21 protein-coding genes are annotated in these 26625 nt (G+C 43.8%); 17 read left to right on the top strand and 4 right to left on the bottom strand.

What is annotated here, in order from left to right:
• The first annotated feature begins 20 nt into the window (after positions 1-20).
• The 9 genes from ACRQ5D_RS30835 (at position 21) to ACRQ5D_RS30795 (ending at position 13922) form a co-directional block, all read left to right on the top strand.
• Entirely contained in the window at positions 21-1127 is a 1107-nt protein-coding gene (locus tag ACRQ5D_RS30835) for a carboxypeptidase-like regulatory domain-containing protein (protein WP_432327655.1), read from the top strand.
• Positions 1046-3472 carry a TonB-dependent receptor domain-containing protein gene (locus ACRQ5D_RS30830; protein WP_432329917.1) on the top strand — a complete coding sequence of 809 codons (2427 nt, stop codon included), beginning with the start codon at positions 1046-1048 and terminating at the stop codon, positions 3470-3472. The genes ACRQ5D_RS30835 and ACRQ5D_RS30830 overlap by 82 nt, the downstream gene beginning before the upstream one ends.
• A gap of 11 nt (positions 3473-3483) precedes the next feature.
• The gene (locus ACRQ5D_RS30825) at positions 3484-4974 is read left to right on the top strand and encodes a SusD/RagB family nutrient-binding outer membrane lipoprotein (RefSeq protein WP_091163390.1); all 1491 of its coding nucleotides are present in this window, start codon (positions 3484-3486) and stop codon (positions 4972-4974) included.
• A 31-nt stretch (positions 4975-5005) separates the two neighbouring features.
• Entirely contained in the window at positions 5006-6505 is a 1500-nt protein-coding gene (locus ACRQ5D_RS30820) for a DUF5689 domain-containing protein (RefSeq protein ID WP_091163393.1), read from the top strand.
• 112 nt (positions 6506-6617) lie between these two features.
• Positions 6618-8033 (top strand): calcineurin-like phosphoesterase C-terminal domain-containing protein, encoded by a 1416-nt coding sequence (locus tag ACRQ5D_RS30815; RefSeq protein WP_091163396.1) that lies wholly within the window; start codon positions 6618-6620, stop codon positions 8031-8033.
• Positions 8034-8094: 61 nt separating this feature from the next.
• Complete coding sequence (locus ACRQ5D_RS30810) at positions 8095-8928, top strand: glycerophosphodiester phosphodiesterase family protein (protein WP_256337355.1); 834 nt, start codon at positions 8095-8097, stop codon at positions 8926-8928.
• 215 nt (positions 8929-9143) lie between these two features.
• A complete protein-coding gene (locus ACRQ5D_RS30805; protein ID WP_431198704.1) occupies positions 9144-10544 on the top strand; it encodes an alpha-L-fucosidase in 1401 nt (466 codons plus the stop codon).
• A 163-nt stretch (positions 10545-10707) separates the two neighbouring features.
• Complete coding sequence (locus ACRQ5D_RS30800) at positions 10708-13170, top strand: glycoside hydrolase family 95 protein (RefSeq protein ID WP_256337356.1); 2463 nt, start codon at positions 10708-10710, stop codon at positions 13168-13170.
• Positions 13167-13922, top strand: coding sequence for an SGNH/GDSL hydrolase family protein (locus ACRQ5D_RS30795; RefSeq protein ID WP_218134360.1), 756 nt, complete (start codon positions 13167-13169; stop codon positions 13920-13922). Before ACRQ5D_RS30800 ends, ACRQ5D_RS30795 begins: the two co-directional genes overlap by 4 nt.
• Positions 13923-14239: 317 nt before the next feature.
• On the opposite strand, the gene ACRQ5D_RS30790 is transcribed toward ACRQ5D_RS30795, so the two are convergent.
• Positions 14240-14575, bottom strand: coding sequence for a hypothetical protein (locus ACRQ5D_RS30790; RefSeq protein WP_431198703.1), 336 nt, complete (start codon positions 14573-14575; stop codon positions 14240-14242).
• A gap of 237 nt (positions 14576-14812) precedes the next feature.
• Complete coding sequence (locus ACRQ5D_RS30785) at positions 14813-15079, bottom strand: CHC2 zinc finger domain-containing protein (protein ID WP_129570681.1); 267 nt, start codon at positions 15077-15079, stop codon at positions 14813-14815.
• Positions 15080-15421: 342 nt separating this feature from the next.
• Here ACRQ5D_RS30785 and ACRQ5D_RS30780 point away from each other — a divergent pair, with 342 nt between their 5' ends.
• The 3 genes from ACRQ5D_RS30780 (at position 15422) to ACRQ5D_RS30770 (ending at position 18974) form a co-directional block, all read left to right on the top strand.
• Entirely contained in the window at positions 15422-15871 is a 450-nt protein-coding gene (locus tag ACRQ5D_RS30780; protein WP_091163410.1) for a GNAT family N-acetyltransferase, read from the top strand.
• A gap of 349 nt (positions 15872-16220) precedes the next feature.
• Positions 16221-16694, top strand: coding sequence for a Dps family protein (locus ACRQ5D_RS30775; protein WP_091163413.1), 474 nt, complete (start codon positions 16221-16223; stop codon positions 16692-16694).
• Between the two features lie 519 nt (positions 16695-17213).
• Positions 17214-18974, top strand: a complete 1761-nt coding sequence (locus ACRQ5D_RS30770; RefSeq protein ID WP_091163415.1) for an alpha-L-rhamnosidase C-terminal domain-containing protein — start codon at positions 17214-17216, stop codon at positions 18972-18974.
• Between the two features lie 4 nt (positions 18975-18978).
• Here ACRQ5D_RS30770 and ACRQ5D_RS30765 read toward each other — a convergent pair whose 3' ends face one another.
• Together ACRQ5D_RS30765 and ACRQ5D_RS30760 are read right to left on the bottom strand one after the other, a co-directional pair.
• The gene (locus ACRQ5D_RS30765; protein WP_432327650.1) at positions 18979-19146 is read right to left on the bottom strand and encodes a hypothetical protein; all 168 of its coding nucleotides are present in this window, start codon (positions 19144-19146) and stop codon (positions 18979-18981) included.
• A 55-nt stretch (positions 19147-19201) separates the two neighbouring features.
• Positions 19202-19342, bottom strand: a complete 141-nt coding sequence (locus ACRQ5D_RS30760; protein WP_432327649.1) for a hypothetical protein — start codon at positions 19340-19342, stop codon at positions 19202-19204.
• 166 nt (positions 19343-19508) lie between these two features.
• On the opposite strand from ACRQ5D_RS30760, the gene ACRQ5D_RS30755 reads away from it, so the two are divergent.
• The 5 genes from ACRQ5D_RS30755 (at position 19509) to ACRQ5D_RS30735 (ending at position 26114) form a co-directional block, all read left to right on the top strand.
• On the top strand, positions 19509-20144 hold the full coding sequence (locus ACRQ5D_RS30755; RefSeq protein ID WP_091163420.1) for a (2Fe-2S)-binding protein: 636 nt from the start codon (positions 19509-19511) through the stop codon (positions 20142-20144).
• Complete coding sequence (locus ACRQ5D_RS30750; RefSeq protein ID WP_091163422.1) at positions 20141-21133, top strand: FAD binding domain-containing protein; 993 nt, start codon at positions 20141-20143, stop codon at positions 21131-21133. The genes ACRQ5D_RS30755 and ACRQ5D_RS30750 overlap by 4 nt, the downstream gene beginning before the upstream one ends.
• A 40-nt stretch (positions 21134-21173) precedes the next feature.
• The gene (locus tag ACRQ5D_RS30745) at positions 21174-23306 is read left to right on the top strand and encodes a xanthine dehydrogenase family protein molybdopterin-binding subunit (RefSeq protein WP_091163424.1); all 2133 of its coding nucleotides are present in this window, start codon (positions 21174-21176) and stop codon (positions 23304-23306) included.
• Positions 23307-23403: 97 nt separating this feature from the next.
• Positions 23404-24459, top strand: coding sequence for an XdhC family protein (locus tag ACRQ5D_RS30740; protein WP_432329915.1), 1056 nt, complete (start codon positions 23404-23406; stop codon positions 24457-24459).
• A gap of 353 nt (positions 24460-24812) precedes the next feature.
• Positions 24813-26114 carry an NAD(P)/FAD-dependent oxidoreductase gene (locus tag ACRQ5D_RS30735; protein ID WP_432329913.1) on the top strand — a complete coding sequence of 434 codons (1302 nt, stop codon included), beginning with the start codon at positions 24813-24815 and terminating at the stop codon, positions 26112-26114.
• Positions 26115-26625: the final 511 nt, after the last annotated feature.

The following is a 26625-nucleotide window of genomic DNA, read 5'->3' as shown; positions in this document are numbered from 1 at the left end:
GTATAAATTAAAGTAAATATATGAAAAAGTTATGGTTATTAACCATGCTGTTCTTTTTACAATTGCCTTTTGGCGGCATAAACGCTAAGGCTCAAACAGTAATAAACAAAAGGATCACGTTTGGTGCCGAGGGCACCATGCTCAAGGATGCCTTTCAGCAAATTGAAAAATCAAGCGATATCTCTATCAGTTATAATAATAGCCTGCTTGATGATAAACGCAAAGTACACATAACAAAAGCAGAGCGCTCATTAGGAGAAACTCTTGACCTGCTTTTAAAAGGAACTACCTGCACTTACAGAGCAGCAGGCGAACGTAATATCCTCATCATTGCAAAAACACAGGATAGGGGTAGCATTAAAGGGAAAGTGGTTGATGAAAAATCAGAACCACTTCCAGGTGCTACAGTGAAAGTTCCGGGAACAGGGGTCACTGCTATCAGTGGCGTTGATGGTTCATATACATTAAATATTGTGCCGGGTACTTACACGGTTGAGGCAAGCTTTATCTCTTACGAAACAAAAAGGATTCAGAACGTAAGTGTTAGCTCAAATACAAACACTGTTTTAAATATCACACTTAGTCCCGCCGATAATAAACTTAACGAGGTTGTGGTAACAGCACTCGGTATCAAAAGGGAAGATAAAAGTTTGGGTTATTCCGCCCCGGTTATTAAAGGCGATCAGCTAACCAGCGCTCTTTCTGGTAACTGGACTGATGCGTTATCGGGCAAGGTGGCAGGTTTAAACCTCATCCGTTCAAACAGTGGACCGGCAGGATCAAACAAAATTATCCTGCGTGGCGAAAACAACCTCACCGGCGATAATGAAGCCCTGATAGTAGTTGACGGTGTTGTAATTAACCAGGGTAGCGGCAGACGTACAAGCAACTCCGGCGAATCGGCTTATGGTACCAGCAGCGATAACATGCCTGCCGATTATGGCAGCAACCTGAACGACATCAACCCAGAGGACATTGAAACGGTAACGGTATTGAAAGGCCCGGCGCGGCGGCGCTTTATGGCCAGCGCGGTGCTAACGGTGCTATTATCATTACCACAAAATCGGGTAAGAAACATAGCGGTTTGGGTATTACCTTTAACTCGAATGCGAGCCTTGAAAGCGTAAACCGCTGGCCCGATCTGCAATATGAATACGGACAAGGTACGGCAGGCTCCCGTTATTATTCATATGGTGCCGGTCCAGATGGTGCAAGCACAAGCGCAACAAGTTCGGCTTACGGACCTAAATTTGATGGCCAGCTTTTTTATCAGCTTGATCCCGTTACACAAAAGCAAAGTACAACGCGTACGCCATGGGTGCCATACAAAAACCAGATCCGCGATTTTTTTGATGTTGGCCAAACTTTCACCAATTCGGTAAGTGTTGATGGTGGCAGCGATAAAACAACGGCTCGTTTTTCGGCAACCAATGTTACCAATCACTGGATAACGCCAAACACAGGTTATACCCGTAACAGCATCGCTTTATCGGTAAATTCAAAGATCAATGATAAGTTGACCATCAACGCAAAAGTAAACTACAACAACAGAAACAGTGATAATTTACCGGGGGCGGGCTATGGTAACCAATCGCTGATGTACTGGTTTATTTTCTGGCAACCCAATGCCAATTTAAACTGGTTGAAGAACTACTGGAAAAACGGCCAGGATGGTAAAGCGATCTTTTATCCTTTCAGCTCGTTTCCTGAAAACCCTTATGCCGTTTCTTACGAGTTTATCAATAAATCAAACCGCAACTCGGTTACCGGGAACGTTGAAGCGCTTTACAATGTAACAAAAGAGTTTAGCGTACAGGTTCGTGCTACTTTAGATATGGGCTATGAGCAGCGCGCACAACAACGTCCGTATGATGCCGGTACCAAATATCCAAAAGGTTCCTATCGTACGCAAAACATCTATTCGGAAGAGCAGGGTGCCGATTTCCTGTTGAAATATAACAAGAAAATAACACACGATGTTAACATTACCGCTACAGCAGGTGGCAGTATGCTCCGCAACAATTATAATCGCGATGAAGTGCGCGCCGACTCGTTAGTATATCCGGGCGTGTATTCAATGGCCAATAATGCAGGGCCCCTGGTTACCCAGCCATATAAATCAAAATACGCTATCAACAGCTTCTACGGCTTATTGTCTACATCATTTAAAGATTACCTGTATGTGGATTTAACAGCCCGTCAGGACTGGATCAGTACGTTGGCTACTGCTAACCGCACCGATCAGGTTGGGTTCTTTTATCCATCGGCAAGTATGAGCTTTTTGCCATCAGAAGCATTCAAGCTGTTTAAATTCATCGACTATGCAAAATTGAGGGCATCGCTTGCAGGGGTTGGTAGCGGTACAACAAACCCTTATCAAACTTCATTTAACTATGTATCAGCGGGCAGTACCTATGCAGGTGGTTTGCAAAATCCGCGTACGCTATCAAACCCCGATTTGAAACCACTACGCACCACAACTCTTGAAGTTGGTGCCGAAGCAAGGATGTTCAATAATCGTTTGGGCTTTGACATTGCTTTATACACAGGTAACACCAAAAACCAGATCCTTAGTCGTACTGTCGATCAATCGTCGGGTTATAACCAGGCAGTTATCAACGTAGGTAAGGTAAGCAACAAGGGTATCGAAATTTCATTGAACGGTACGCCTGTGCGCAAAGCCAACGTGTTTAGCTGGAATGTTACTGCAACCTTCAGCGCCAATAAAAATACCATTGAACAGCTTGCCGATAGTGCCGTAGTGCTGCGTAACGGCCCAACAGGCGGTGGGCAGATTGTTGCTCGTGTAGGCGGCAGCATGGGCGATATGTATGGCCGCGGTTACTTACGCTCGCCCGACGGGCAAATCGTTTATGACCCATCTACAGGTTTCGCTAAACTATCAGATAACCTGGTTTATTTGGGCAACACCATTCCAAAATGGAAAGCAAGCATGGGGCACGATTTCAGATATAAGCAATTTAACCTGCACCTGTTATTTGATGCCCAGGTTGGCGGTGTGTCATACTCGCTATCAAACTATAAACTGGCCGAACAGGGTAAAACAACACTTACCTTACCGGGCAGGTATAACGGTATCATAGGTAAAGGTGTTATTCAAAATCCTGACGGAAGCTACCGGCCGAATGATGTCATTGCAACAGATGTTGACGGTTACTATCGTTCACACTATGGTATTGATAATGCCGAAGGCAATACGTTTTCAACCAACTTCCTGAAATTCCGCGAGGCAAGGTTTGACTATTCATTGAGCCCGCGTTTGGTTAAACGCCTTGGATTAACACGAGCTACAGTGGGTGTATACGGACGCGACCTGTACATCTGGACAAAGTGGCCAATCTTCGATCCTGAATTTGGTACCCTTTCGGGCAGCGATATAGTGCAGGGATTTGAGATTGCACAGTTTCCATCAACCCGCACATTTGGTTTTAACATAGTTATTGGCATTTAATAATTAACAATATGAAAAGGAACGGATATATACTTATATCGATGATGATGTTGTTCGTTAGCATAATGTCGTCATGTAAAAAGGATTTTATTGAACTTAATACCGATCCCAACGGCACGCCAAACGCCCTGCCGCAGCAATTGCTGGCTCCGGCGTTGGTAAATACATTGGGGACTAATATGCTTCGCGCTCGTAATTTTAATAACGAGCTGATGCAGGTTACCGTTGATCCCGGCGATTCGGAAGGCAAAGTATTCAGGTATGATATCAAACGCACCTGGGCCGATGCTACCTGGAATGCCTGGTATACCCAGTTAACCAACTTTAAAGATATTTATAACATAGCCAGTAAGGAAGTTACCTACAACAAAACGTATATGGGCATTTCACTTATTTGTCAGGCATGGTTATATTCCTTGTTGACAGATACTTATGGCGATGTGCCTTACTTTGATTCGAACAAAGGCAAGGAAGGGAACTTTACGCCTAAGTTTGATAAGCAGAAAGATATTTACCTGGATATTTTCAAAAACCTGGAAGCAGCAGATACCCTGCTCAATGCGTCGGCAAACGTAGTTGCCGGCAGTGATCCGGTATTTAGCGGCAATGCTTTAAAATGGCGCAAGTTTGGTAACACGCTTTATTTAAGGTTGTTGTTAAGGGTATCTGGCAAAGCCGATGTTTCGGCTGATGTGATAGCTAAGATCAAGCAAATTGTTGATACCAATCCCGATGTTTATCCCATTATGGGCAGCAATGATGATTCGGCAGTTTTGCGGTGGACCGGCTCCGGTGCTTTAACATCTCCTTTTATTGGCGGAGTACGTGAACAAGACTGGCGACAGCCCGGTGTTTGTGAGTTTTTTGTAAACAACCTTGCCAAATGGGCTGATCCCCGTTTAACTGCTAACCGCTGGTCGATATCAAGCTATCAGGGTGGTATCCAGGGAATCCCGAGCGGCTATGCGCCCGGCCAAAACATTGGTATCAAATCATATTTCCTTTCTACCACATCGGCAACTACATTGATGAACGACCCATTGATGGGTAACATCATGAACTATTCGGAGCTACAGTTTATCCTTGCTGAAGCTGCAGCGAAAGGCTGGATAGCCGGAGATGCGGCCACTTATTATAAAAATGGTGTACAAGCAGGTATCACATTCTGGATCCCGACTTATGCAACCCCTATAGATACCTATTTAGCAGGCGCCGATATTGTTTGGGACAATGCTGCCCCGCTTGATGAAAAGATGGAGATGATCCATGTTCAAAAATACTACTCCATGTTTTACACTGATTTTGAGCAATGGTTTGAGTACCGTCGTACAGGTCACCCGGTATTGCCAAAAGGTAACGGTTTAAGGAACAACGGCATTATGCCGGCAAGGCTGCAATACCCGGTTTATGTACAATCGGCCAATCCTGATAGTTACAAGGCCGCAGTGGCTGTACAGGGTGCCGATGAGATCAGCACGCAGGTTTGGTGGCAAAAACAATAATCAACTGGTTTTAAACTAAGAGATCTATAAAATGAAAAAGATATATTTATTACTGGTGCTTGCAACAGCCATCGGTATAAATTCATGCAAAAAGAATAACTATGCTGAAGGTTCGTTAAGCCCGATTATTGCCGTTGTTGACCTGAAGGGGATTTACAAAGGCTCGGATGTTGTGCTGAACAGCACCAATATGGGCGGAGCAAAGGAAATAGTGGGCGTAGTAATTTCAAACGCCGCAGCAGGTAATAGTCCTGCCGGCGTATTAGTGGTGCAAAACAACCGCCGTAACGCAGTTAGGGGTATTTCTCTCGAAATAGGTAATGCAGCTGCAAACTATGTTCCCGGCGATTCGGTAATAGTGCAAGTTGAGGGCGCTACACTTACCAAAGTAAACGGCAGTATGCGTGTTAAAGGCCTTACCGAAAGCTCAGTGAATAAAGTTGCCACGAATAAAGCCGTTAAAGTGCAGTCGGTTCCATCAGCAACCTTGCTGGCTTCGCCCGATGTTTACGAAGGTACACTGGTTACGATAGCTAAGGCAGTAACCGACCCGGAGCCGCAGCAGGGCGAAACTTACGCGGGTGATAAAACACTTAATGACGGTTTTGGCAAAATAATAATGCATACAGAGGCTAACGCTGCTTTCGCAACTACCGAATTACCGTTCAGCGCTAATTTTACAGGCATTCCGTTTGCGATAACATCAGGCACCGATACCAAAATGCAGCTTTGGCCGCGTACTATCGATGATGTGTTTACACTTGCTGCAACCAAGCCATCGCCAATCATCATAACCGGATACCTTACCAATCCTTCGGGCAGCGATGCTGATTATGAGTATATCCAGTTCAAGGCAACTAAGGACATTGACTTTGCGGTAACCAATTACGCTGTGGTAACCTGTAATAATGCGGGTACTAACCCGGCACCTGCCAATGGCTGGGCGCAAGGTTTGGCAAAAACTTACAAGTTTGACCTCACATCGGGCACAGTTAAAAAAGGCCAGTTCTTTTATGTAGGCGGTAATAAAAATATCTGGGGTAAAGGCTCAACAGATATCAGCTCATCCAACTGGATCAACAGCACCATGTATGCCGAAGTGCCGGGTGCTGATTTCGGCAATGTAACTACCAATCTGTTAGCTAACAGTGGTAACGTGGCAGGAGTTTCAGTTTTTGCGGGTACAACAGTGAGTGCCGCAAGCGTTCCGCTTGATGTTATCATGTACGGTGGCGGTGGTACCGTGTACTCGGCTGGCCCGCCGGAGATTGGCTACCGCATTACCAATACCGATTACTATAGTACCATTAATCCGGTAACCCGTACTGATCAGGGCTTTTATGGAGGCGGTACCAATACCTCAAAGCTCACCTTACCAACTGATGGCCTATTTAGCCAGTTAGGAGGTGTGTATGATGCGCTTACCGGCAGATGGGTAAGCGGCAGAACCGTAACCAGCGTTCCTCTTACACTAACATCGCCAATTAGCGCCATTGAAACGGCTACAGGCGTAACAACAATTCAAAATTAAAACCTCACCCCAACCCCTCTCCAAAGGAGAGGGGCTTTATATAACAGGATCAAAATATTTATTTAAGTCCTCTCCTTTGGAGAGGATTTAGGTGAGGTTAAAATATTATTAAATGAACAGAAGATCATTTTTACAGGGCATTGGCCTTATAACCGGCGGTGCGTTCATATCGCTCGGTGCCAACGCACTTACACAAATATTAACCGGTGATACCGTAAAAGGCCGTGTCACTGCAGGCAAAAAAGGAATTAAAGGCGTAGTAATATCCGACGGTTTTTCGGTAGTACTTACCGATGATAAGGGTAATTACGAGCTTACTCCAAATGAAAAAGCTAAAAGTATTTTCATGAGCACACCATCAGGCTACGAGTTTAAAACAGATTATAACGTATCTAAGCATTACGAAAACATAGGCGGCAGTTCGCATTTTGATTTTAAGCTGGAGCCGTTAAAAGTTGATGGTCACAATCACCACTTTATTATCTGGGCCGATCCGCAGGTTAAAAACAAAAAGGACGTTAAGCAGATGATGGATACCTCGGTTCCCGATACCATTGCTACCATAAAATCATTAGGTAAAAACGCACTGGTACACGGTATTTGCGTAGGCGATATTGTTTGGGATAACCATGAGCTTTTCCCGGATTATAATGAGGCCGTAGCACAAATGGGGATCCCGTTTTTCCAGGCGATAGGTAACCACGATATGGATTACCGTATGGGAGGCGATGAAACTTCTGATGTTACCTTTAAGCAAATCTACGGGCCAACTTATTATTCATTTAACCGGGGCAAGGCTCATTATGTAGTATTAGATAATGTTCGTTACCTGGGTGTTGAGCGTGAGTATGATGGCTATATTACCGAAGATCAGCTAAACTGGCTGGCAAAAGATCTGCAATACGTTAAGAAAGATCAGTTACTGATCATTAACCTGCATATCCCGGTATATAATCAGGTGAAAAATAACCAGGATTTTTATAAAGTGCTGAATGGCTTCAGCAATGTGCACATCATGTCGGGTCATACGCATTACCATGATAACAATATCACCAACGGTATTTTTGAGCATAACCACGGCACAGTATGCGGAGGCTGGTGGACGGGGCCTATTTGCGTTGATGGTACCCCACGTGGATACGGCGTGTATTCGGTAACTGGTACGGAGCTAAAATGGTATTATAAATCGACAGGTTTACCGGCCGAAAACCAGATCAGTGTTTATGCCGAAAAACTAACCGACCAGATGCGCCTCATCGCCAATGTTTGGAACTATGACCCACAGTGGAAGGTAGTGTATTATTTAGATGACAAACCGATGGGAGCGTTGTCAAAAGAACAGGGATATGATCCCTTATCGGTAAGTTTGTATAAAGGCGATCAGCTACCGGCAGGCCGGCATTTTGTGGAGCCGCATGAAACAGGGCATTTGTTTGTGGCGCACTTTGATCCGTCGGTTAAAAAGGTTAGGGTTGAAGCTACAGATCGTTTCGGAAATAAATATTCAAGCGAATTAGATGCAAAATAAAATAAACATTGTTACCGGTATAAGTCTTATCTTGTTATCAGGCTTTACCGTTGTTAAAAACATGGAACTAAAAAATGCAGATTTCCCCTCATTCAGCGCCGAAGCACATCGCGGCGGCAGGGGACTGAGGCCCGAAAATACCATTCCTGCTATGAAAAACGCCATCGATCTTGGTGTTGTTACTACGCTGGAAATGGATACGCATATTACGGCGGATGGGCAGGTGGTTTTATCGCATGATGAATATATCAATCCGCTGTTTTCGCTTACGCCCGATGGTAAGGATATCCTCAAGGAAGATGCGAAAAACCTGATCCTCTATAAAATGAAATATGAGGACCTGAAACAATATGATGTAGGTTCAAAGCCGTACAGCAAATTTCCGCGCCAGCAAAAGATAAAAACCTACATGCCATTACTATCCGAATTGATTGATTCGGTACAGCATTATATTAAGGTAAATCATAAAAAGCCGGTATTCTACAATATCGAAACCAAATGCTCACCAGAGGGCGATGGTATTTATAATCCAGCTCCGGACGCGTTTGTGGATAAGCTGATGGCTGTTTTGATCGAAAAGAAGGTCCTGCCTTACGTTGTGATCCAGTCGTTTGATAGACGTACGCTGCAGATCATCCACAAAAAATATCCTGATGTGCGTACTTCTTATCTTATCGAAAACAAAAAATCGTTTGAAGATAATATGGCCGATCTTGGTTTTACTCCTTTCATCTACAGCCCAGACTATAAACTGGTTGATGCCGACCTGGTAAAGAAATGCCATGATTCAAAGATTAAAGTACTACCATGGACAGTAAATACAAAAGCCGAAATTGAACAGCTTAAAAGTTTAGGTGTTGATGGTGTGATTACTGATTATCCGGATTTGTTTTAGGAAGCAAATCCGCCCTTTATAGCATGCGATTGCCACGTCGCGCCCAAGCTTATTCCCGTTTCGCTCCTCGCAATGACATGTTTTTTGTTGTGCCGAACCTTATCCACGCCAAATAAGCTGAATGTAATGTCAATTTACCATAATCTAAACATTGAATTTAAATGTGATATTGCAGTTTGTTAAAACGTTTTATCAATTTAACCAACAACCCAATCATGTTTAAGTTAAAAGCTATATGCTTTATTGCGATTTGTGCCGCTTCACTCTCACTAAAAGCACAAACGGCCCGGCAGCCTGTAAAACCGCTTGCCCAGCTTCAGCAGGAATTTGTCGATCTGCGCTTCGGTATGTTTATCCACTTTAACATCCCAACCTATATGGATCAGGACTGGGCCGATCCTGATGCTTTGCCAACTATCTTTAACCCTAAAAAACTGAATTGCGACCAGTGGGCAAAAGCCGCTAAATCGGCAAACATGACTTACGGTTGTATTACCACAAAACACCACAGTGGTTTTTGTATCTGGGATACCAAAACAACCGATTATAACGTGATGAACAGTCCGCTGAAAAAAGACGTAGTGAAAGAGTATACTGATGCTTTCAGGGCTAACGGTCTAAAGGTGTTTTTATATTACTCAATACTAGATACTCACCACAGGTTAAGGCCAAACATGATCACGCCAAAGCATATTGATATGGTAAAAGCGCAAATCACTGAGTTGATGACCAAATACGGCGAGATTTCGGCTCTGATCATTGACGGCTGGGATGCACCATGGTCGAGGATTTCATATGATGACGTTCCGTTTGAAGAAATCTACACATTGGTGAAATCATTACAGCCAAACTGTTTGGTGATGGACCTTAATGGTGCCAAATATCCGGCAGAAGGCATGTATTTTACTGATATCAAGACTTACGAAATGGGAGCAGGGCAACGGGTTTCAACTAAAGATAACCGCATGCCGGCTATTGCCTGTTTACCATTGCAGGCCAACTGGTTTTGGGAAACAAGCCACCCTACAACCCCGGTTAAGGAGCCTGCCAAACTGGTTAACGATATCCTGAAACCATTGAACAACGTCGACTGTAATTTTATCCTGAACGTGGCACCAAACCGCGATGGTTTATTTGACGATAACGCCCTTGCCGCGCTTAAAGAAATAGGCAAACTTTGGAAAAACGAAGGGCCAGTGGCTAAGCTTTCTACGTTGGATGCACCGATTATTTCATCAAACATTGCAAAAAATCAGCCGGCAAGCGCAAGCTGGAGCGATGATTCTGCTATTATGGATTTTGCTAACGATGATGATTTTCATAGCTCATGGGTGTCAAACCCAACAGTTAAAAATCCATGGTACGAGATAGATTTTAAGAAAGACCAGGCATTGAATACCATTGTTATTGCCGAAGAAAAACCGAATATTTCACATTACCGTTTGGAATATTACCTGAACGGAAGCTGGAAGCCATTGTTTGATGGTGATAATGCTAATAAGATTAAAGTTCACCGTTTTGACAGGGTATGGGCTGGCAAGGTTCGGATCTCGATAGATAAAGCTGATCATCAGGTATCAATAGCCGAATTCCAGGTTTATAACGAAAGAAGATAATACACTATAACTGCTGAAATTTACTAAGGAAGACCCGCCCGCAAGGCGGGTTTTTTTGCTGTACCCCGTTTTTGTATATTAAAATGCCAATAAGCATTATTTTTTATAGCTGTTGCATTGGTATACTTGTAAAAACAATTCTAACCTATTTATGAACCAAGGCTTGAAAACAACACTCCTGTTTGTAGTTTTACCGCTATGCATGCAATTGATTGCGCCAAACGCAAACGCGCAAAACAATACTTTATGGTATAAAAAGCCCGCAAAAGCGTGGACAGAAGCTTTGCCGATAGGCAACGGCAGATTAGGAGCCATGATTTTTGGTGGCGTTGATGATGAGTTGCTGCAACTCAATGAATCTACCCTATGGTCGGGTGGACCGGTGAAGCAAAATGTAAATCCCGGTGCATTTCAATACTTGGCCCAGGTAAGGGAAGCGTTGTTTAAAGGGGAATATCAAAGGGCACATGAGCTAACGCAAAAGATGCAGGGCTTATACTCTGAAAGCTTCTTGCCTATGGCCGATCTGCATATCAAACAATCATATAATGGTGGTAACAGCACCAGCTATTACCGCGATCTGAATATCGGGAATGCTGTTGCCACAACAAAATATACCGTTGGCGATATAAACTATAAACGCGAAATTTTTGCTTCGGCACCTGATAAGGTAATTGTTATCCGGTTTACGGCTGATAAGGCTAAACAGTTAAACCTTAAAATAAATACGAGCAGCCAGCTTCGTTTTCAAAAAGAGGTGCTGAATAAAAATGTATTGCAGCTTAGCGGTAAAGCTCCGGCGCATGTTGAGCCAAGCTATGTTGATTCAAAAAATCCGATAGTTTATGATGATGATGATAAGTGCAGAGGTATGCGGTATGAGGTGTTGGCAAAGGCCGTAAGCAGTGATGGTAAAATAACTGCCGATACAAGCGGGATCACCGTAAAAGGGGCATCAAGTTTAACGCTGTACGTTACCGCAGCCACCAGTTTTAAAGCATACAACCAATGCCCTGATGGCGACGAAAAGGTTGCGGCCAAATACCTTGATAAAGCTGCTGCCAAACCTTATGCACAGTTGCTCGCCGCCCACCTGACCGATTATCATCGTTTTTTTAACAGGGCAAGCCTTAAAATTAACGATAACAAGGGCAGTCATGCCGAATTGCCTACTGATGAACGACTTGCGCTTTACAATAAGAATCATGGTACTGATCCTGGCATTGAAGCTTTATATTTTCAATATGGCCGTTACCTGTTGATAAGCAGCTCCAGAACACCGGGCGTTCCTGCTAACCTTCAGGGCATCTGGAATAAAGAATTACGTGCACCATGGAGCTCAAACTATACCAGCAACATCAACGTGCAAATGAACTACTGGATGGCAGAGGATTGTAACCTGTCTGAAATGCACCAGCCTTTATTTGAGTTGATCAAAGGATTGTCGGAAACGGGCGCTGGTGTTGCTAAAGATTTCTACCATGCTAAGGGCTGGGTAACCCACCATAATACAGATATCTGGGCTTTGGCTAACCCCGTAGGCGACCTTGGTCATGGCGACCCTAAATGGGCAAACTGGGCAATGGGTGGCGACTGGCTAACCCGTCATCTTTGGGAGCACTATTTATATACCGGCGATAAAGCGTTTTTAAAAAATACAGCTTACCCTTTAATGAAAGGCGCCGCCGAATTTACTTTTGATTGGTTAGTGCCCGATGGTCAGGGCCATTTGGTAACTGCACCTTCTATGTCGCCCGAAAATGATTTTATTTATGCTGAGGGTAAAACCGGGGATGTTTCTGTTTCTACTACAATGGATATGGGTATCATCCGCGATCTGTTTGATAACCTGATAGCAGCAACTAAGGTACTGGGCGTTGATGCAGCTTTCAGGGATTCGCTTATCGCCAAAAAAGCTAAACTGATCCCGTATCAGATAGGCAGTAAAGGCCAATTGCAGGAATGGTACAAAGACCAGGAATCGCCTGACCCGCATCACCGCCATGTATCGCATTTATATTCGGTTTACCCGGCTAATGAAATTTCGATAGCTGTAAACCCAGAACTGGCAGCGGCGGCTAAAAGATCGTTAGAGTTACGCGGTGATGAAAGTACCGGCTGGAGCTTGGCCTGGAAAGTAAACCTTTGGGCCCGGTTAAGAGATGGTAACCATGCCTACAAACTTTACCGCGACCTGTTGCGCTTAACCGGCGAAAGCGGTTACAACTACAGCGAGGGTGGGGGTCTCTATCCAAATATGTTTGATGCCCACCCGCCGTTCCAGATAGATGGTAACTTTGGTGGTACCTCTGGTTTGGCCGAAATGCTGCTGCAAAGCCAGGATGGTAATGTACACCTGCTACCTGCATTGCCCGATGCCTGGGCCAATGGTGAAATTAAAGGTTTGGTAGCCAGAGGCGCATTTGTAGTTGACATGAAATGGGCAGCGGGCAAGGTTGTGACCGCCCAAGTGTTATCAAAAACAGGCGGCACCTGCCATATTATATCTAAATCCAAACTGACAGTTAAAGGTTTAAATGCTACTCCTGTTAAAGTAAAAGAGGGGTATGAGTTGGTGATCAATACAGAAAAAGGCAAATCATATCAATTAGTAAGCAGCATATGAGCAACAGCAGGAGAGACTTTTTAAAGAAAGCATCGCTGGCGGGCGCAGCAGCAATGGCAGCACCGGAATTGGTATCAGCATCAGCAAAGAATGATGATTATTTGCCAGATGATGGCATTGGAAAAACTTTTCTTTTCCAGGGCGATTCGATAACCGACGGCGGCCGCAGTTACGATAAAGACTGGAACCATGTTTACGGTCAGGGCTACGCTTATTTGATAACTGCCCGTATTAATTTTGACTATCCCGGCCGTGATTACCAGTTTTTTAACCGGGGCATCAGTGGTAATACCGTAAATGATCTTGCATCACGCTGGCAAAAAGATACGTTGGATATTAAGCCCGATGTATTAAGCATACTAATAGGCATTAACGATGTGCACAGGGTAATAATGCAGGGCCATAAAGCAACCGCCGACGATTTCGGCAATGCTTATGATAGGCTGTTAACACAAACTAAAGCTGCGTTACCCGATGTTAAGCTGATCATGTTAGAGCCTTTTATTTTACCCGTTGGTATGGTAAGCAAGAACCCGGAGCTTTGGACAACCGAAGTTCAAAAGCGACAGGTTATAGTTAAATCACTTGCATCAAAATTTAACGCCATTTTTGTGCCTTTGCAGGAGGTGTTTAATAAAGCTTTACAAAAAGCCAATGCTGAGCATTGGATCTGGGATGGTGTTCATCCCATGCCGGCAGGGCATGAGCTCATTGCCCGGGAATGGATGAAGGCGGTTAAAAAGCTGTATTGATTTTTGCCGTTTTACGATACAAAAACTCGTTGTGAGTATAGCGTGGCAATCCCATAGTCAATGCATGTCCAATTTGTACAGCTACGAGATTGTCTCGCCGTTTCTTTACATGACTTTTTAACCACTATCTCCAACCCAAATCTCTTCTTCCGAACACTAACAACGGCGTAGAAATTAATGAATCTTTTTCCAATCTATGATATCATGATATTCGTAGTAATCAGCAATAGATTCAATATCATAAAGAATTGGTTCTGCTGAAATGTGAATGCTTTCTAAATATTTTAGATATTTCTTATGGGTTGAAAAACCCCGCTCTATTTTTTTGCTGGAACCACAACATACCACCCTTCTTTAACATAATTTCCATGAAGAATTGAATTAGTGTAATAAACCAGAATTACGCCATCTATAACATTTGCTTTTTTAATGTGAGAAAAGCCTGTATCCCCATCTATGCCTTCCAGATTCATTCCCCATCCTGATTCTTTAGTTACAATTATTGCTTCATAAGGTTTAATGAATGGTAACCTGGCTGAATCCCATTCTCCTTTTGCTGTGTAAAATTCATCTATATTAGATCGTTTATGAGATTGCCCGGAGCAGGAGAATAGCAGTAAAATGGTTAAAGGAAACAAAAGAGTCGTTTTCATTGTGGTTTATTGTACATTTCGTTGCCAAGAGCTAACCAAAAAACTGTCTTCACGCAATTATTGGTTAAGGTAATAATAGAATTGTAAATAAAAGCTCTAAAAAAATATCAAACAGGCTGTTGGTCGGTTAGTTCGTAGCACAAATAAACTTTATCACTGGCTTTGTTTTTGATTTTAAAGAAAAAGCTTTAGTACTACAAAAGCAGATCGGGTAAGCCTGATCCGCTTTTGTAAAACTTAATTACTTTCTGCTATCAGCTGAATAGCTTCTTCTCGGGTTTTGTGTTCAATGGCCATTACAAATTCAACAGGGCCGCCGCCTTTACCGCAGCCAAAGCATTGAAAAATATTTTTTTCGGGCGACACCATCAGGGAGGTTGCCTGGTCTTTATGGAAAGGACAGCGGCCTTTTAAATTTCTCCGGCTTTCTTCAAGCAACACATATTTTGAAACAATTCGTACAAGATCGGCCTGTACCGGCAACAGGGAATGAGATGCAGACATGTTGGGCGATAGAATGATTAATTTATCAGGCTGCGAAAATAATTTTTTACCAGGTTGCAATAAGGGATTGTTGAAAAAAGTTATTCCCACGGGACAAAGTAATGCCTCTTTATCACATGTGGTAATTTACGTAGCAACTGGGCATCATTTTATTTAGCAGCCCACATGCTAAGTTGATGGATGTTTAACAGATTGCTTGCCCCGCGCATTCCCAAAACAAGTTCGGTATGACTTTTTTTAGTAACTGGCCATGCTTTCTGCTTTTCTCAGAAATATCTACTTTAGCCACACAAGCAAATCGGCAAAAAGACTTTGCGCTTTGCGAGAGAAAAATCAAACACCATGAACTACACTCAAATTTGCAAAGCTTTTAATGATTTAACCGTTACCGAGCTGTACCAATTACTAAAGCTCAGGAGCGAGGTATTTGTAGTTGAACAAAATTGTGTGTTTTTAGACACCGATGATAAAGACTACGCTTGCCACCATCTGTTATTGTTTGATAATGATCAGGAACTGGTGGCCTATGCCCGTATTGTACCCGCGGGTAAATCATATGCCGAAGCATCAATTGGGCGTATAGTTAGCAGCAAAAAAGTACGCGGTACGGGTGTAGGTAAAATACTAACCCAGGCCGCCATCGATCAAACTAAAAAGATCTATGGAGATGTGCCTATCCGGATAGGGGCACAGTACTATGCTATCAAGTTTTATGAACAGTCGGGCTTTAAAATTGATGGTGAAATTTATGATGAAGATGGTATCGACCATATTGAAATGATCCTGTCCTGACAGATCTCTACCTGAAAAGAGCACTGATGATTATTGTTGCCCGCTTTACTAATTTGATGCAGTTGTAAATGTGTTACTGATTAAATTGTATGATGACACTTCCAAAAAAACTACATAGCATGAAAGTCATAATCTGCGAGGCGATGGTGTTTATCACGCTTGTACTGTCATCTATTGGTTGGGATTTGTCATACACATACCATGATCATCCTATGCCGTTGATTTTTTACTTTTGGGTAACCGCATTTACGTTATATTGGCGCCGTAAAAAGACAGTTCAGCGTGTATAGGCATCTGCCAAAATATGAATAAGTTATAACAAGAATAACAATCACAAATTACATATATCATGAAAACAAACATCGGAATTAATGAAGCAGACCGCCAGGCCGTTTCAGATCAGTTAGCCAAATTATTAGCCGACGAATTTGTACTGTACACCAAAACCCGTAATGCTCACTGGAATATTGAAGGCCCCGACTTTCATTCAATGCATGTGTTTTTTGAACAGCAATACAACGAGCTTGATGAAATTATGGACAGCGTGGCCGAACGTATCCGTAAGATAGGTCATTACGCACCAGCTACTTTAACCCAGTTGTTGCAACTTACTCATTTAACCGAAAGGCTCGATCACAAAAACGATAGCGCTGGCTTTTTGAAAGAATTGCTTGAAGACCATGAAAGTATCATCGAGTTCATACGCGGTAATATCAATCCCTTCGCAAATCAGTTTAATGACGCCGGTACCAGCGACTTTATTACCGGCTTGATGGAAACACACGAGGGCATGGCCTGGATGCTGAGGTCGCACTTTAGATAAAATGATCTCCCCGTTTAAATAACACCTTTCGGCTCAAATGATCTTCCGGATGCAAACGGAAGATCATTTGAGCCGAAAGTAAAATAATTATCCCTGCAATATTATTCAGCCTGCTCAAGGTAAGTTAGTTGTTGATGATAATCCTATTGCCATGTAAACCTTTTGCACCTTCAGTGCATTGCTTACTTGTTCTGAAGTAAGCCCCCCAAAGGAGAGCGTTAATACCATCGATAGTATAATGTATTAAAAAAAGATAGTACAGGATGCCAGATCATGATGAAAGCGTTAGTATTGTTTAATTATAAACTTACCAGCTTTCACGATAAATCTGTCTCATTTGTATTTAATCTCCGGTAATATCTTTAAAGAAGGTGCGGTTAAAGACCTTGACTCGATAAAAAAGACTGTGATTAACCGGCAACTAATAAAGCAGTGCGAAATACGCCTTTACAGCAGTATTTTCCATTGGGCTCTTTCTCAAGAGCGGAATTTTAAAAACAGACAAAAAGATATTTTCACATGAAGAAAATCATCGGCATACTTACACTAACCATCATCTGTTTTATCTGTCAGGCCCAAAAGCTTCCTCCGGTTTTTGATGCTAAGCGATCTGCCGAAGCGCAATCTACAGAAACGGTAAGGAAATATCTTTCACCGGTCCGCATTCTTTGGAAATCGCCGAATGCAGCTACCAATATTATCAATGCCGAAAAACTGCTGAAGCAAGGTGATGGACAAGCCGATCTTTCAGGTAATGACTTGTGCATTCTTCAAAGTGATGAAAAGGGAAAGCCCGGTTTATTGCTTGATTTTGGTAGGGAATTGCACGGCGGTTTGCAATTGGTAACCGATCAGTCAAGGGGTGGCAAGCCGGTGAGGGTGCGTATCCGTTTTGGCGAATCGGCAAGCGAAGCTATGTCAAACATCGATACCATAAAAGGTGCTACTAACGACCACGCTATGCGCGATATGATTATGTCCCTGCCATGGTTGGGTAAGCTGGAAATCGGTAACACCGGTTTTCGCTTTGTACGGATCGATTTGCTGGATGATAACAGTCAACTTAAGCTGAAAGAAGCAAGGGCTATTTTTGTTTACCGCGATATCCCTTACCTCGGCTCATTTAAATGCAGTGATACGCTGCTTAACAAAATATGGCTTACCGGTGCGTACACCGTACACCTCAATATGCAGGATTATCTTTGGGACGGTATTAAACGCGACAGGCTGGTTTGGGTAGGCGATATGCATCCCGAAACATCAACCATTGCCGCTGTATTTGGCGATAATCCGGTAGTGTCAAAGAGCCTTGATCTGGCACGGGACATTACCCCTTTGCCCGACTATATGAACGGTATGGTATCTTATTCTATGTGGTGGATCCTAATCCAACGCGATTGGTATATGTACACCGGTAATTTGAAATATCTGCAGCAGCAGAAAGCTTACCTGGTAAAGTTGCTGAATCAGTACGCTGTACAGGTTGATGCAAACGGCAGCGAAAAGTTGGACGGCGCCGGTCGGTTTTTGGACTGGCCATCGAGCGAAAACAAACCTGCTATTCATGCGGGTTTACAGGCCATGCTGGTGATGACCCTGAATGCCGGTGCCGAACTCTGCAAAATATTGAATGATCAGGCCACCTCCCAAAAATGCGAAGCCGCGGTTGCTAAACTAAAAACCAATGTGCCGGATGCCAGCGGTTCAAAACAGGCGGCAGCCTTATTGGGCTTATCGGGTTTACTCCCTGCCGAAAAAGCAAACGATATTCTTTCTAAAGAGGGAATACACAATTACTCAACGTTTTTTGGTTATTATATGCTGTTGACCAAAGCCAAAGCCGGCGACTACCAGGGTGGCATTGACGCTATCCGCAACTTTTGGGGCCCGATGCTGAACCTTGGCGCTACTACTTTTTGGGAAGATTTTAATATCGACTGGCTGCCCAACGCTTCGCGGATAGATGAGTTGGTGCCCGATGGTAAAAAAGATATCCATGGTGATTATGGCGCTTATTGTTATAAAGGTTTCAGGCATAGTCTTTCGCATGGCTGGGCATCAGGGCCAACACCGTGGTTAACTGAGTATGTGCTGGGTGTAAAGATAATTGCGCCAGGTTGTAAGGTAATTAAGATTGAACCCCATTTGGGCGATCTGAGCTTTGCCGAAGGAACTTATCCAACACCATATGGTATTGTGAAAATTAAACATGTTAAGCAGGCTGATGGTAAAGTAAAAACCACAATTAATGCGCCCGCGGAAGTTAAGGTGGTCCAATAAATATCTACCGTTGCCGCTGGCAAAACCGTAAAGTATTGCCGTCAGTATCCGTAACATAAAACTCGCGCGTTCCCCAGGTTTGGTCGGTTGGTCCCTGGTGAACGGGCGATTCTTTTAACTGAGGTATCCAACCCGCGGGATAGGTAATATGTAAACCGGCTATCCACATCATTAACCCAAACATTTACCACCGAACCAAATAAGCGGTCGCTTTCATATACGGTTAACTACATCTCTCCAAATTCGCTTATTAGGTCAATAACGCCGTCATCAGCCGTGGCTTCAGGGTATTTGAGCCTGAAATCAAGCACGTTGGTGTAAAAACCGACGGCTTGTCGTAAATCGCGGCATTTAAAAAGCGGGATCATTTTCATTGTGAAGTATTTGCTTAAAGTTAGCCCTAAACTTTTGTTAGAAGAAATATTAAAAGCGCGGTGATTGAATAATTGGATTTTTCATTGTTCAAAACAAATTTGTTACGGAGTTATTGATATTAAAAGTGCTATCTTGGTGTAATTATAAATCGCTGTACCTATGTCTACAACAAAGCCCTTCACTCCAACCGACGGCGAAGACAATTCAAACGGAACGCGCCGTGATTTTCTTAAGCAAACATCGCTGTTAACGGCCATTGCCTTAACACCGGGTACTGTAGTTAAAGCGGCCGAAAACCAATGGGATGAGAAATTTGCCGGCGTTTTTGAAAAGCAAGCCCTGCACCTGGAGGTGAACGGTGTAAAACATGAATTGATGGTTGAACCGCGTGTGACCCTGCTGGAAGTGCTGCGCGAATACCTCGACCTTACGGGTACCAAAAAGGGTTGCGACCGCGGCCAGTGCGGCGCTTGTACAGTGCATGTAAATGGCGTACGCATTAACTCGTGCCTAAGCCTTGCATTGACAAATGATGGTAAAAAGATAACTACTATTGAAGGCCTTGCCAAAGAGGAAGAGCTGCATCCCATGCAGGAGGCTTTTATTAAGCACGATGGTTTTCAGTGCGGATATTGTACATCAGGACAGATCATGTCGGCCGTGGCTTTGCTTAAAGAAGGACATACCGGATCTGAAACAGAGATCAGGGAATTTATGAGCGGTAACATTTGCCGTTGCGGCGCTTATCCCAATATTGTTAAGGCTATTCAGGAAGTTAAAGGAGGTATGGTATGAACCAGTTTCAATACACACGACCAGCCGAAACGGCTGTTGCCATTAAATCATTGGCAAAAGAACCAAACGGCTACTTTTTGGCAGGCGGAACCAACTTGGTTGATATGATGAAAATGGGATTGGTAGTACCGGACAAGTTGATTGATATTAACCGCCTCCCGCTTAAAAAGATAGAGAGAACGCCTACAGGTATACACATAGGTGCTTTAGCCTCCAATAGCGAGGTTGCCGAGCACGCTTATATAAAGGCGCAATACCCGTTGCTGGCGCTGGCCATCAATGCCGGTGCTTCGCCGCAGTTGCGCAATATGGCTACCGTTGGGGGCAATCTTATGCAACGTACCCGCTGTCCTTATTTTTTTGATACTGCTATGCCTTGCAATAAACGTACTCCCGGAAGCGGTTGTGGAGCATTGCAAGGGATTAATCGTATGCATGCCCTTTTTGGCGCCAGCGATAAATGTATTGCTGTTAACCCCAGTGATATGAATGTGGCGATGGCCGCGTTGGATGCCACCATCCACGTAACGGGTGTAAAAGGCCCGAGAGCCATTAATATTGGTGATTTTCACCGCTTGCCAGGCGATCATCCGGAACTTGATAATACCTTGCAAAAAGGCGAGTTGATCACTTCAGTTGATTTGCCCGCAGCATCATCTGCTTATAACAAGCATGTTTACTATTTAAAGATTCGCGACCGTACATCATATGCCTTTGCCCTGGTTTCGGTGGCTGCCGCTTTGCATATCGAAAATAATACTATTACAGGTGCAAGACTGGCCATGGGCGGGGTGGCACATAAGCCATGGCGTTTAACCGCTGCCGAAATATTTTTAAAAGGTAAAGCTATTACTGAAGATAATTTTAAGCAGGCCGCGCAAATTGCCATGCAGGGTGCTAAAGCTTATGAGTACAATAAGTTTAAGTTAAAGCTTGCACCTAATGCTATTGTACAATCCTTAAAATTGGCCACCGGCCTTGCATCATAAATTAACGACTATTTAGCTAATAGATTTAATACTGATCTTCATGAAAAAAGACGCAATTGGCGATTCCTTAAGCCGTGTTGATGGCCGGTTAAAAGTAACCGGCGGAGCTAAATACAGCGGTGAGTATAAAGTCCCCAACCTCACCTATGGGGTGCTGGTATCGGCAACTATTGCTTCTGGTACGGTAACTGCACTTGATACCAGGGCTGCCGAGCGTGCACCGGGAGTGCTTGCTGTCATTACGCCATTTAATGCGCCAAAAGTACCGGGCTACCAGGCCGGCGCAGAAAGGCCGGTACGCGGGCTTAAGTTATTTAATGATAATAAGATTTACTTTAACTCGCAACCCATTGCGTTGGTAGTTGCTGATACCTTTGAACGGGCTACCTATGCGGCATGCCTGGTTAAAGCAACTTACAATACTGAGCCTTTTGAAACTGATTTTCATAAAAACATAGATAAAGGGGTAACCCCGCAAAAAGGTAATTATAAAGATTATGTGCGCGGTGAGGCAAATGCCTATAAAAATGCCCCGGTAGTGGTTGAGGAGGAATATCTGCTTCCTACAGAAGTACATAACCCTATGGAATTGCACGTTACCACCGCGTTTTGGGATGGGGATGATAAGGTTACACTGTATACCAAATCGCAGGGCGTAAAAGGCTCCCAGCGATCCATTGCTGCGGCGTTCGGACTTAACCCCGATAATGTGCAGATCAATTCGAGGTTTGTTGGTGGAGCTTTCGGCTCTTCGTTACGTACCTGGCCGCATGAAATTGCAGCCGCACAGGCAGCTAAACTGGTAAAACGCCCGGTTAAACTTACACTCACCCGCGAACAGATGTTTACGCAGGTAGGATATCGCCCTTTAACCATTCAAAAAATAGGACTGGGCGCTACTGCCGATGGTAAGCTGATTGGTATTACCCATGAATCGCATTCGCAAACAGCCGTTTATGAAGAATTTACTGAAGGGGCGGTAAATGTATCGCAGTTTTTATATAACAGTCCTAATGTAAATACGCTCTACAAGGTAGTGCCTTTAAATGTCGGTGTGCCTGCGCCTATGCGTGGTCCGGGAGAGGCTACAGGTTCTTTCGCACTTGAATCGGCGCTGGATGAGTTATCTTACAAGCTTAACCTCGATCCCATAGAGTTAAGACTAAGAAACTATACCGATACTGATCCTGAACGGAACAAGCCATGGTCGAGCAAATACCTAAAGGAATGTTACCAGAAAGGGGCCGAGGCCATAGGCTGGGCTGATCGTAAAGCCCAACCCGGCGCCAATAAAGAGGGCGAATGGCTGGTAGGCTACGGGATAGGCTGCGGTGCGTTTGGCGCATACCGGGGCAATGCCGTGGCTAAAATAAAGTTGACGGCCGATGGCAGTGTGAACATTCAGAGTGCCACGAGCGATATCGGCCCGGGCACCGGCACATCAATGGTATTGATAGCTGCTGATACTTTGGGAATCCCTGCGGATAAGATCACGTTTGAGCTGGGCAATTCGGCTTTTCCTAATGCGCCAACGCAGGGTGGGTCGGCAACGGTATCATCTGTTGGTTCGGCGGTACATGATGTGTGTGTGGCTTTGAAACAGAAACTGTACATTATGGCCGGCAAACCCGCCGATAGTATGGAGCCTATTGATTACGTTGCTGTGTTAAAGCAAAACAATATGCCGTCGGTTGAGCTTACACAAGAATCAAAAGGCAATCCCGAAGCGCAAAAATATTCCATGTACTCGTTTTCGGCGCATTTTGCCAAAGTGCATGTACACCCGCTTACAGGGCAGGTAAAGATCAAAAAGATTGTAGCCTGTGTTGATGCCGGAAAAATAGTTAACCACAAAACCGCCAGCAGCCAGATGATTGGCGGCGCGGTTGGCGGTGTAGGCATGGCCATGACTGAAGAAGCTGTTTTTGATAATCGCTACGGGCGCTATATTAATGGTAACTTTGCTGATTACCACGTGCCTGTAAATGCCGATATCCAGCAGATAGAAGCTATATTTATTGATAAGCCCGATCCGGTTTTAAACCCGGTAGGCACCAAAGGTATTGGCGAAATTTCGTTGATAGGGGTAGCTCCCGCTTTGGCAAACGCCATTTATAATGCTACGGGCAAAAGGGTAAGGGAATTGCCCATAACACCCGACAAACTGATATAGCTGTAAAGCTGCTGATGAAAGAGATCATTGATATTGTTGCTGCCTATGATGAGGCACATGCACTGGGAAAAAAACTGCACTGGCTACTGTTGTATTGGTGGAAGGTTCTGCCTATCGTCGGGCCGGCGCACGTATGCTGATTACTGAGGACGGGCAACTTACCGGCGCCATCAGCGGCGGGTGTTTGGAAGGCGATGCCCTACGCAAAGCCCGACTGGTGATCCTGCAGCAACAACCTTTACTGGTAACCTATGATACTACCGACGATGATGATGCCAAGCTGGGCGTAGGATTGGGTTGCAACGGTATTATCCATATTCTTATTGAACCCATAACCAGCGATATCAATAACCCAATTAGTCTGTTGAAAAATATCGTCAGCAATGGTCAGCATGTCGTACTTGCAACTGTATTCTCCATTAAAGACAGAAAAGCGGCGCAGCCCGGTACGTGCCTTTGCCTTACCGAAGATAAACTTACGATAAGCCATTCCGAGCATCTGCCATACCAGGTTGCTTTGGTAAGTGATGCTGAAAGGGTACTGGAGGAACAGCGATCAGAAATACGGTTTTACCAAGCTGATACCGAGTATACTGCTTTTGTAGAACATATTAAACCTGTGATTTCGCTCGTGATTGTGGGGGCAGGTAACGACGCAATTCCTTTAACACGAATAGCTGCGGTTTTAGGTTGGAATATTACCGTGATAGATGGTCGGCCTAATTATGCCGTTAAGCAACGGTTCCCGTTTGCTCAAAATATTGTAACTGCCAAACCGGCTGAGGTATTATCACATATAAAGATCGGTGATCGCACGGCTATGGTTATGATGACCCACAATTATAACTATGAGATAGCGCTGCTTAAAGAACTATTACCGACATCGTTACCCTATATCGGCATCCTCGGCCCCAAAAAGAAATTGGAACGTATGCTGGCAGAAGTTGAACATGCAGGCATATCTATTAGCGAAGCACAAATGAACAACATCTATGGCCCGGTAGGCTTGGATTTAGGCGCAGAGGGGGCCGAAGAGATAGCCTTATCGATTATGTCTGAAATTAAAGCGGTATTATCAGCACGCCAGGGATATTCATTGAAATATAAACCCGCGCCCATTCATATTTCTAATCTTCAATACCTGGTTAAGTAGCCGTCAGGTATCCGTTCTTTTTTATTATATACTTCTGATAATTTTTCAATATCTCCCGAATTAACCGTTTTGGTTGCGATTTGTCATACCGCAATCATTAATTATCTCAAACCGTAAAATAGACCAAAACATCAGAGCTTTAGCCATTTTTAATCAGGTATTACTGCGCAATTTTGTATCGCATAGGTGAGGTAATGCAGAGGAATGGGTTGAGTTTTTAAGTGTGTAATATTTAAACTAAGATGAGGCCGGTTGCCATAAACTTCAGTAAATTCATGGTAGAAAAACGAGGCAAATGAAGCCGGAATATTTTTCAGATCGGAACCTGATCCTGCTTTACCTGCCTATAAAATATTAAGTATCATGACAAGTATAACACCCCAAAGCGGCAAAAAAAGATAGTAATTGTTGGCGGCGGTTTTGCCGGGCTTAACATTGCACAGCAGCTATATAAAAACAATTATTATGATGTTACCCTGGTTGATAAAAATAACTACAATTATTTTACACCGCTGCTTTACCAGGTAGCAACCAGTTTCCTTGAACCATCAAGTATCAGCTATCCCTTCCGTAAGCTTTTCAGGGATAAAAGATTGAGTTTCCGTATGGCAGCCGTGGTTAAGGTTGATCCTGCGGCAAAGATTCTTTATTTGAGTAATGGCGAGCTATCTTATGATTACCTCGTTTTCGCGGCCGGTGCAAGTATAAATTTTTACGGGATTGAGAGTATCAAACAAAATGCCATCTCCCTTAAAGAAATTAACGACGCGCTCCGAATGCGTAACAGCCTTATTAAAACAATGGAAAAGGCAGCCATTACTACCGATCCAATAGAGCGTCAAAAGCTTTTAACCATAGTAGTTGCCGGGGGCGGTCCAACTGGTGTTGAAGTAGCTGGTATGCTTGCCGAGATGAAAAACTATATCCTGAAAAAGGATTACCCCGAGCTAATGAATGCCAAAGGTAAAATTTACATAGTTGATGGCGGCCCTGATTTGCTTGCCCCCATGAGTGATAAAACCCACAAGGAAACCCGCCAGGCGCTGATTGAGTTGGGTGTTGAAGTTAAATTAAATGCCCATGTAAACGATTTTAATAATGGTGTGATAACCTTTGCCGATGGTGAAACACTTGAAGCCAAAACCCTGATTTGGGCTGCCGGTATCATTGCCAATACTTTTGAGGGGATCCCTGCGAGTAGTTTAGGCATAGGCCGCCGCATGATCACTGATGAATATAACCGGGTTAAAGACCTTGAAGATGTATATGCCATAGGCGATATCAGCGTGCAAATAACCGATCCGGTTTATCCCAAAGGGCACCCGCAACTGGCACAGGTTGCCATACAAATGGGACGCAATACTGCCAAGAACTTTATAGCCATGGCAAAAGGCAAAGCCATAAAACCATTTAAGTATTTCGATAGGGGAGATATGGCCATTGTTGGCCGGCATAATGCCGTGGTCGACCTGTTTAAGCACAAGGTACACCTTAGTGGTATTGCGGCTTTATTTGTATGGCTATTTATCCACTTAATGTCGTTGGTGAATTATAATAATAAAATTAAAACTTTGTATAACTGGGCTGTAGCCTTTTTAACACGTGATCAGGCACTAAGGATGATATTCGGGAGCGGGCAGAGCCGGGCAGATTAATCGTCTGTATTAAATGGTTTGCTTATACAAAAAAGGGGCAGCGCCTGGTGCAGGTTGCTGCCCCTTTTTCGTTTCTCAAATAATGAGCAAGCGCCTTTATGGCCGGGAGCATTGTAACAAATGAGGTGTCCCAATTTTTTGATTCCCGAAAAAAAATGAAAAAAGCCCGGTGCTCCTTTTTTTGAAAATCCATGTGTTCCATTTTTTAAGTGAAAAATAACGGAACGGGATAAAAATGTTATTCGTTGATAATCAGAGGTTTGTGTTTTTGTGTGGAACACAGTTAAATTATTGATAATCAGTATTTAAAACTTTTTTGGGTATTTGTTAGGTGTTTCACCCTTAATCCAACGGTGGCTGATTTTGAGTGTATTTTTGTGCTTCTTTTTATGTTTTTTGATAAGACCGGTTGACGAGAATCTTGATGGTGACAAAGTACTGCCACCATTGCTTAAAGCCGGGAAGATTAGCTTTGCGCTTTTCTGTGTATATGACGAAGCTTCGCTTCGTC

The sequence above is a fragment of the Mucilaginibacter sp. P25 genome (genome assembly GCF_050859465.1).
Taxonomy (GTDB): domain Bacteria; phylum Bacteroidota; class Bacteroidia; order Sphingobacteriales; family Sphingobacteriaceae; genus Mucilaginibacter; species Mucilaginibacter gossypii.
This window is presented reverse-complemented; position numbering and strand designations above follow the sequence as displayed.

Bases quoted from the DNA above. Each gene is read 5' to 3' on its own strand.
- ACRQ5D_RS30825 (WP_091163390.1), top strand. From the start codon at position 3,484: ATGAAAAGGAACGGATATATACTTATATCGATGATGATGTTGTTCGTT.
- ACRQ5D_RS30765 (WP_432327650.1), bottom strand. From the start codon at position 19,146: ATGATGTGGATAGCCGGTTTACATATTACCTATCCCGCGGGTTGGATA.
- ACRQ5D_RS30835 (WP_432327655.1), top strand. From the start codon at position 21: ATGAAAAAGTTATGGTTATTAACCATGCTGTTCTTTTTACAATTGCCT.
- ACRQ5D_RS30775 (WP_091163413.1), top strand. From the start codon at position 16,221: ATGAAAACAAACATCGGAATTAATGAAGCAGACCGCCAGGCCGTTTCA.
- ACRQ5D_RS30760 (WP_432327649.1), bottom strand. From the start codon at position 19,342: ATGATCCCGCTTTTTAAATGCCGCGATTTACGACAAGCCGTCGGTTTT.
- ACRQ5D_RS30815 (WP_091163396.1), top strand. From the start codon at position 6,618: ATGAACAGAAGATCATTTTTACAGGGCATTGGCCTTATAACCGGCGGT.
- ACRQ5D_RS30805 (WP_431198704.1), top strand. From the start codon at position 9,144: ATGTTTAAGTTAAAAGCTATATGCTTTATTGCGATTTGTGCCGCTTCA.
- ACRQ5D_RS30785 (WP_129570681.1), bottom strand. From the start codon at position 15,079: ATGTCTGCATCTCATTCCCTGTTGCCGGTACAGGCCGATCTTGTACGA.
- ACRQ5D_RS30820 (WP_091163393.1), top strand. From the start codon at position 5,006: ATGAAAAAGATATATTTATTACTGGTGCTTGCAACAGCCATCGGTATA.
- ACRQ5D_RS30810 (WP_256337355.1), top strand. From the start codon at position 8,095: ATGGAACTAAAAAATGCAGATTTCCCCTCATTCAGCGCCGAAGCACAT.
- ACRQ5D_RS30755 (WP_091163420.1), top strand. From the start codon at position 19,509: ATGTCTACAACAAAGCCCTTCACTCCAACCGACGGCGAAGACAATTCA.
- ACRQ5D_RS30770 (WP_091163415.1), top strand. From the start codon at position 17,214: ATGAAGAAAATCATCGGCATACTTACACTAACCATCATCTGTTTTATC.
- ACRQ5D_RS30790 (WP_431198703.1), bottom strand. From the start codon at position 14,575: ATGAAAACGACTCTTTTGTTTCCTTTAACCATTTTACTGCTATTCTCC.
- ACRQ5D_RS30750 (WP_091163422.1), top strand. From the start codon at position 20,141: ATGAACCAGTTTCAATACACACGACCAGCCGAAACGGCTGTTGCCATT.
- ACRQ5D_RS30795 (WP_218134360.1), top strand. From the start codon at position 13,167: ATGAGCAACAGCAGGAGAGACTTTTTAAAGAAAGCATCGCTGGCGGGC.
- ACRQ5D_RS30745 (WP_091163424.1), top strand. From the start codon at position 21,174: ATGAAAAAAGACGCAATTGGCGATTCCTTAAGCCGTGTTGATGGCCGG.
- ACRQ5D_RS30780 (WP_091163410.1), top strand. From the start codon at position 15,422: ATGAACTACACTCAAATTTGCAAAGCTTTTAATGATTTAACCGTTACC.